The following is a 7,081-nucleotide window of genomic DNA, read 5'->3' on the forward strand; positions in this document are numbered from 1 at the left end:
GGTGGGGGCGGCGTGGTGACGGTCAGGCCGGCGGCGACGGCGGCAAGGAACCCGGTGTCGGGGCGGGCTCCGGGGTGATGTCGCGCGGGTCGGCGGGGATCGGCTCACCTGCCAGGGCGGCCCGCATCTGCTCGGCCGACATGCGTCCGCTCACCTCGTTGTAGGGCAGCGTGTACGTGCTGCCCTTGTGCCGGGTCTCAGCCGTTGCCGCGCGGGTGACCACGCGGCAGCCGCCGACGGCGCCGACGGTGCCGCCATCGAACGCGGCGTGGATGTGCGGCACGGTCACCGTCTTGGCGTTCACCCGGGTTACCTCGTACCAGGACCCCCGCCACTGCACGAAATCGCCCTTCACGAAGTCGGCCCGTCCCCACACCTTGAAGCCGCGCCGCTCCGCCTCCTTGATCGTCTCCGCCCAGTACGTCAGCTCTTCGTCGTACTCGGCCAGACGGCGCGTCAGCTCCTGGTGGCGCGCCTCGGACGGCTCGCGTCGCCACACATCAGCGGTGCGGCCCTTGTCGTCAACGCCGTCGCGCTCCCGCAGAACGCCGCGCCGCTCCGCCTCGAGCTTCTCGATACGGCGCAGCGTGCGCCCCGGGTTCTTCCGGTACCGCTCGTAAGCCTCCGCCGCCTGGGCGCGGTTGGCCCAGTAACCGGCCCGCTCGCCCTCGGCGATGCTCTTGCGCATGGCGTTGTGCATGCGCTCCTGGTGCCTGCGGGCGCGCCCTTCCGAATGGTGGCCTACCAAGATCGGCTGACCCATCCAGAACCGTTCGCCGATCCGGTCCGAGGCATCCCGCGCAGCCTGCGATGATGCCGCCGCACGTCCGGACCGGTGCGCGTACCGCTGCGCCCGGTCCTCGGCCGCGTCCACGCGGGCGGCCTCCCGCTCGGCGAACGACATGGCTTCTTCGATCACCACAGCGCATGACAGGCCGAGTGCGCGCACCGCGTCCGCAGCCCGGTTGATCTTCCACCGGTCGGCGCCCTTGTAGCGGCTGCCACGGATGAAGATCCCGGGGTTGCGCCGGTAGGTCCAGCCCAGCGGGCGCAACGCTTCCCACACCCCGTCACCCTTGGCGGAGCCCTCAACGGTGGTGCCGTCTTCGTGGGTGTGCCGGATGACGATGTCGGCTGCCTCGGCCTCCTCCTCCGCCTCCGCGACGTCCCCGGGCAGGGTGAGCGCGCGCAGTGCCGCCGGAGTGTGCCCCATGACCCGTGCGGCGCACTCGGCGCAGCGCGGAGCGCAGCCGGGCACGTCCCACAGCAGCACCCCGAACCCGCCACACGTGTTTGCCGCCGCGCAGTCACCGCGCCCGGCAGGCTTCGCCCAGTCGATCGGCATAACCGCCGCAGCCGCGGCGACGGGGGCCGGGGTGTCGACGCCCGGCACCGTGCCGCCCTCTGCATCCCACACGTCCGCCCCGGACGGGTCGGACACCACGTCAGCCTCTCGCGCGGACACCTCGTCACGGGTTGCCGACGGGGGGAGCTCTCCGCCATCATCCCGCGCGAGCGCTCCGCCCTCGCCCTCCCATCCGTCCATGCCGCCGGGGTCGCTCACACCCTCGGGGGCAGGCGCCGAGCTGCCCAGCGGGATCCGTGCGAGCGTGCCCGGCTCCGCCGCATGCTGCACCGTCGCCAACATCGACGGATCTTGGTGCTTGCCCGACCGGCCTACCCGGACCGGCGCCGACCACAACGGGGTGCGCTTGCGCGTCACCCGCCGACCGGTAACCCACACCGCCGACCGGTCCTCACGGAACATCCCGCCGTCCCACACCGCGAGCAACTCATAGGCGAGCGGTTCGCCGTTCTTAACCGCGACACCGGCGACGCGCACCGCGACCATGCCCCCGTCAGTGCTGCGCTGCATGGCCACCGTCCAGCCGTTGGCCATGGCCGTTTCCGCGAACGACACGGCGGCCATGGGCAGCCACACCCCGGGGGCAGCCTCACTCTCCGCCACTACATCCCCCACTGCGTCCCACGTGGCGAGCGTCTCGGTATCCAGCGGCGAGCCCTCCGCCGGAACCCTCGGAGCCTTCCACGGCTTGACGTCCAGGCCCTTGACCGAGGCGGACGCCTGGCCCTTCTCGACACCGGCCGTACGTCCATGCGTCTTCTTCGACGGGAGGTCACGGCCGATCAGCGCGCGGCCTTCATCCCGCGCGGCCACGGCATCGGCCAACAGGTCAACGAATGCCCGACGCTGCTCGTTCGCTTCCCCATGCCTCACGTCCGGGTTCACGTCGATGTCTGCGGGAAGCTCGAACATCACCGCCGTACCGCCGTCGGCGGACACCCACGCCCCGCGGCCGGCCGGAACATCCCCAGAGACGGCACGTGCCAGGAACGCACGCGCGGACTTCGACCGGCGCCCCGGTTCCGCCGCCTCCGCCTCCAGGCCGGACAGCTCACGCTCACACCGCCGGACCGCATCCCGCGCACGCATCCGCCGCGAGTCCGCCGCCAACGAGGCTTCACGGGCACGCTCCGACCACCTGCCGGACGTCTCGTAATGCACCACCACGCGCTCACCCAGCACACCAGCCGACCGGCGTACTTCCTGGTGAAGGTCGTACGCATCCCGCCGCCACGCCGCGCACGTCTCCGCGTGCTCCTCCGCCACCGTCAGCCGCTCACGCGCCACGGTCAGCTCACGGCGCGCACGCTCCGTCAGCCACGCCCGCGACACCCGCACCGTGCCCTCATACGGGCCACGGAAAGCCACCGGGAACACCCCACCCCCGTTGCCGTGGCAGATCACCGGCAGCACCTGAACCGCGCCCCCGTCGGTCTCCCACCCGTCCACCCCGCCGGGGTCCGACACGACGTCGGGCAACACCGCCGGAACGTCCGGTGTCACGCCGCTACCGGCCGGAGCGTCGCCGGTCGGAACCTCGGTCTTCTCGGCCGGCCCTTCCCACCCCGGGCGGGTGATGCGCAGCAGGAACGCCGACGCCTGGGGCCGCAACCGCCCAGCAACCGCGCGCGGTTCCGGCGCACGCTCCGCGCACTCCTGAGCCGACGGCATGTCAAGCCCGAACCAGCGCACGACGGCGAGAGCGTCACGCGCTTCCCAACGGGCCGTCTCGACGTCGCCCCGCCCGTACGCGGACTCTGCCCCCTCTGCGCACTCTTCGGCCTCACGGACCGCACCCCGGGCGCTGTCGTACTGCTCGTCCGTCAGCCCGTCCCAATCGATGCCCTGAGCGAACGCACGGACCGTGTCCAGGGCAGCGCGCGCCATGCCGACCGACACGGCCGTCTGCGCGTTCTCCTCCGCCCGCTCCGCCGCCCTCTCCGCATGGATGCCGTACACGCGCGCCGTCTCGGCCGTCGCGCGCAGCACCGCCGCCGGACGCTCCGCGATCACGTACGCGATAGCGGCCCCCGTGACCTCACCCCACGTACCGCGCACGTCCCCCGTCGGAAGGGTCACGGTGTGTCCGCCGCCCGACTTGAAATGGAAGCGGAACGGGAACCGCTCACCGCACACGGACAGTTCCGACAGCAGGTCGGAGCGCCGGAACTCCCCCTCGTAACGGTCGCCCAGCGACCGCGCTTCCATCGCTTCCGGCCACTCCTCCGCCGCCCTACGCGCGCGCTCGACGTCCGTCACGGACGGCGCCTTACGGGCACGCCCCCGGGGGGCCGAAGTCTCCGCCGCGGTAACGGCCGGACCGGGCGCCGGAGCGTCCGCCCGGTCCGACGCGGTCGGCTGTGTGCGGGCGGTGGGCGCCTCGGCGGTCACCAGGTCCGCGACGGCGCGCCATGCGATGCCCTGGGCGGCCGTCTGGCCGTAGCGAGTGAGGGTGGCGCCGTCCCAGCGGTGCCCCCGGGCGGTGAGCCGCCACACGCAGCGCAGGACGGTTTCCCCGGCCTCCTGGCAGGCGGTGAGCAGCAGCGCGCAGTGTCCGGGCTGCGTCTGGACGGTGGCCGTCCATCCGGCCTCCTCGGCCTGGGCGGTGAGGCGGGCCAGGTTGCGGGGCAGGGCCACCCCTCGGGCGTCCGCCGTGTGGGGCTCCTCGGCGGGCGGGGCGGTGGGCGCCGGCACTTCGGCAGGGGTCGGGGCCGGCGCCTGGGCGGGGGCGCTCGTGCTGCTGGCGGGGCGCGTGGTCGCGGTCATGTCGGGTCACTCCTGGGTCGGGCTGGTGCCGGGTGAGTTGCCGCTCACACCGGGAGGCAGGGCAGGGGGAGGCAAGGGCGTTCCCGCCGGGGCCGGTCGGGCGACCGGCCCCGGCGGGTGGTGCTCAGTTGCGGCGGTTCGGGGGCCGGTTGTCCCGGGGCGCGGTGTGGCTGGCGCCCGCGCCGTGCGTCGGGGCCTGGTCCGGACGGGGCACACGCTCGGCCTGCCGGTACTCAACGCCCGGTTCCGGGGCCACCGGCGCACCGGTCTCGGTGTCGACGGTGTACGCCTCCCGGATCTCCTGCGCGGTGAGCGGCCGAAGCCAGAAGTTCCGCACCCTCCAGCCGCGTACGAACTCCGACCCGTTGGGGCCGAAGGTGCGCACGACCAGACCACCGGTGCCGCACCCGACCATGCCTGCCGCGATCACTGCGCAGACACGCATGGATGCGGCCTCGTTGATGACCAGGGCGTCACCGATGACGGTGAGTTCCTGGCCTTCGATGAGGTCACCGTGCGGCGTGCTGGCGCTCGCCACCATGTGGTGCGTCCCGTCGCCAAGAACGGCGTTCAGAAGGGACAGGTACGCGTCGGCGGCGCGGTCGAGCAACGCATGTGCCGTGTCGGCGGCGGTCTGCGTCGCCTCGTCCGTCACGTCCTCGCTGACGGGGTCCGGCGTCCACCGCATCGCGTCAATGCCGAGATCCTCGCCCGGGTCGACGTTCTGCCCTTCGAGGCTCTGCCGTACGTGGTCCTGGTACTCGCTCATCGTTCCCCTGCCTTGGGTGGTTGAGTTGGCGGCGGGTGAGTTGCCGCTCACCCGCAGAATCAATAATACACTCTCACGGGGGGTGATCGTCAACCCTCAATCACCCCCCGGACCTGGTGAGTTACGGCGACTCCACCGGCGTCACGCTCGTACGAAAGAACGGGTTGCGGCTGAGGCTGAACGCGACGCGCTTCGTCTCGCCGGTGCTCTCGCGCCTGCCGTAGATCTCGACGCCAATCAACTCGTCTTCGTCGTACGCCACTTGCAACACGGTGCCTTCCCATACCTCGGGCCACGGGGCGGGCTGGTTCGCGGTCCTCGGGCGAGCGTGGGCGGCCAGACTCCGGCTGGGGTTGCGCTCGATGCGTACCCGCTGCCCCCGGCTGATCGGTCCTGTGGCGGTCATGCTGTCCCCTCTCTGGTGGCTGCGGCTCCGGGAGGGTGGGGCGACCGGTGGCCGCCCCACCCTGGGCGGGTCACTGCGTCCGGGCTGCCCGCTGCTCCTCGGCGGCCGTCAACAGCTCGTTGACCCCGTGGCGGGCGTGGTCGGCCCGTACGCGGGCGGCCACCTCGTCGGCGGACGGCAGTCCGAACCCCCCGTCAAGGGCCAGCACTTCGTACGCCTCGCGCCACCCGCGCACCTGGCACTCGACAGCCGCGCGAGACGCGCACGCGATCGTCAGACCCCCGACGGTGACCGACAGTGCACCGACTCCGTCGGGGCTCACTGCCGCGCTGCGGGCCCGGACCTTGGCGCGTCGGGGCGCGTCGTCCAGGATCACAAACGAATTGATGCTCAATTCGGGTTCGCGCAATTCTCCCGCGTCGACCTGCTCGGGAAAGATCCTGTCGAGCATTGCGGCGGCCTCGCACCAGCCTTCCCACCAAACGCGCGCGCCGGTAGGGTGCCGGAATTCGATGATGGCCGTGGGGATCTTCAGAAGGGGGATGAGCGTCAGGCCGATAGATGCGTCGGTCTCGTGCTCCCCCGCAATGTGGATCGTGAGTCGGCTTACCGCGTCAACGGTTTCCGCTTCCGTGTTCAAGGGTGCTCCTCATGTTGGTGATTGAGACTGAGTCAGGTTGCCGCCTGACTGTGAAATCAATAATACACCGTTCGATCCAGGGCGACACACGAAACGCCGAACCTTGCGACATCTCTTGCGCCTTCTCTTGCGGCTACTCCTGCGACATCTCTTGCGACATCTCTTGCGCGAGCCTCTTCGGGAGGGTCGGCGTATCCGCAGGTCAACCAAGGTTCCCGCGCATGGTCGAGGGTCTGACATCCCCTCTGCTGCCACTTTTTTCCACGCCGGTTGAAGGATGAGTGAGGAATGGGTGCGGGGTGGGTGGTGGGCTTCGGGGATCGGGGCGGCCGTGGTGTGTGTGCTGCGCGTCGGCTGCGCCGCCGCGCCATCGCGTGGGTGTGGAGGGGGCGTGTCCGGCCCGGAGGGCAGGACGGGGGAGGGGACAGGGACAGGACAGGGCCCGGGGGCCCGTCCCTCGCCTTCTCCAGTTCCCTGCCCGTCCGCCGCACGTCCGTCCGTCTCTCTCCTCCACCCCACCCCCAGGCACCCGCTCTGCCGAAGGCAGCCCAACCCTGACAAACCCTCAACTAAACCCTAACAACCCACCCACAAAACAAAACCAGCCGCATTCCGTGCCGGAGGCACGCACGTTATTGGAAATGACCGCAGGCCAATTCCAATAACGCCCCGCCGAAGGCGGGAAATTCGCGCGGGGACGCGCGCAGCGCGCGGTGGGTGGTGGTTGGTTCGTGATCCCACCTAGTGGGTTGGGTTGATGCAGTGAGGGAGAGGGCTGGTTCCAGAACGGATCCCGCCCTCAGTTTGAAGCATGCGAGGGTGTGACCAGGATCCGCCAAAGGTACATGCTGCATCAGGTGATGCACTGCTGGTCCTGGCCGCTTGACGCCCTGTCAGTCGAGGGAGGGTATGGGGGTGTTCTGCGGATTCTCCGAAGGTTTTGGCGAGGGAAGCCGGCTCGGCCGTGACCGGCGGAGCCGGTTGGGCGGGAGCGTAGCGGACGCCCTGTCAATTCCCGCACAGCGGGATTTACTTCACCTTCGGATTGGAGCGCAGCGGAAATCCGGATTCCCGCGCAGCGGGAATTGCTGAACACGCGGAGCGGGTTTAGAGGAAAGACGCGCAGCGTCTTTC

Annotated in this window: 4 protein-coding genes; all 4 read right to left on the reverse strand. The window is 70.7% G+C overall.

The features are described from left to right. Positions 1 to 22: 22 nt before the first annotated feature. The 4 genes from AC27LF_RS38560 to AC27LF_RS38575 all read right to left on the reverse strand — a co-directional run bounded on the left by AC27LF_RS38560 (position 23) and on the right by AC27LF_RS38575 (position 5,947). On the reverse strand, positions 23 to 3,355 hold the full coding sequence (locus AC27LF_RS38560; protein WP_487227833.1) for a DUF3560 domain-containing protein: 3,333 nt from the start codon (positions 3,353 to 3,355) through the stop codon (positions 23 to 25). A 901-nt stretch (positions 3,356 to 4,256) separates the two neighbouring features. Then, the gene (locus AC27LF_RS38565; protein WP_319275182.1) at positions 4,257 to 4,901 is read right to left on the reverse strand and encodes a hypothetical protein; all 645 of its coding nucleotides are present in this window, start codon (positions 4,899 to 4,901) and stop codon (positions 4,257 to 4,259) included. Between the two features lie 121 nt (positions 4,902 to 5,022). Beyond that, positions 5,023 to 5,307 (reverse strand): hypothetical protein, encoded by a 285-nt coding sequence (locus tag AC27LF_RS38570; protein WP_479663850.1) that lies wholly within the window; start codon positions 5,305 to 5,307, stop codon positions 5,023 to 5,025. Positions 5,308 to 5,377: 70 nt separating this feature from the next. Next, positions 5,378 to 5,947, reverse strand: coding sequence for a hypothetical protein (locus AC27LF_RS38575; RefSeq protein ID WP_479663851.1), 570 nt, complete (start codon positions 5,945 to 5,947; stop codon positions 5,378 to 5,380). Positions 5,948 to 7,081 lie beyond the last annotated feature (1,134 nt).

The sequence above is a fragment of the Streptomyces diversicolor genome (assembly GCF_057537855.1).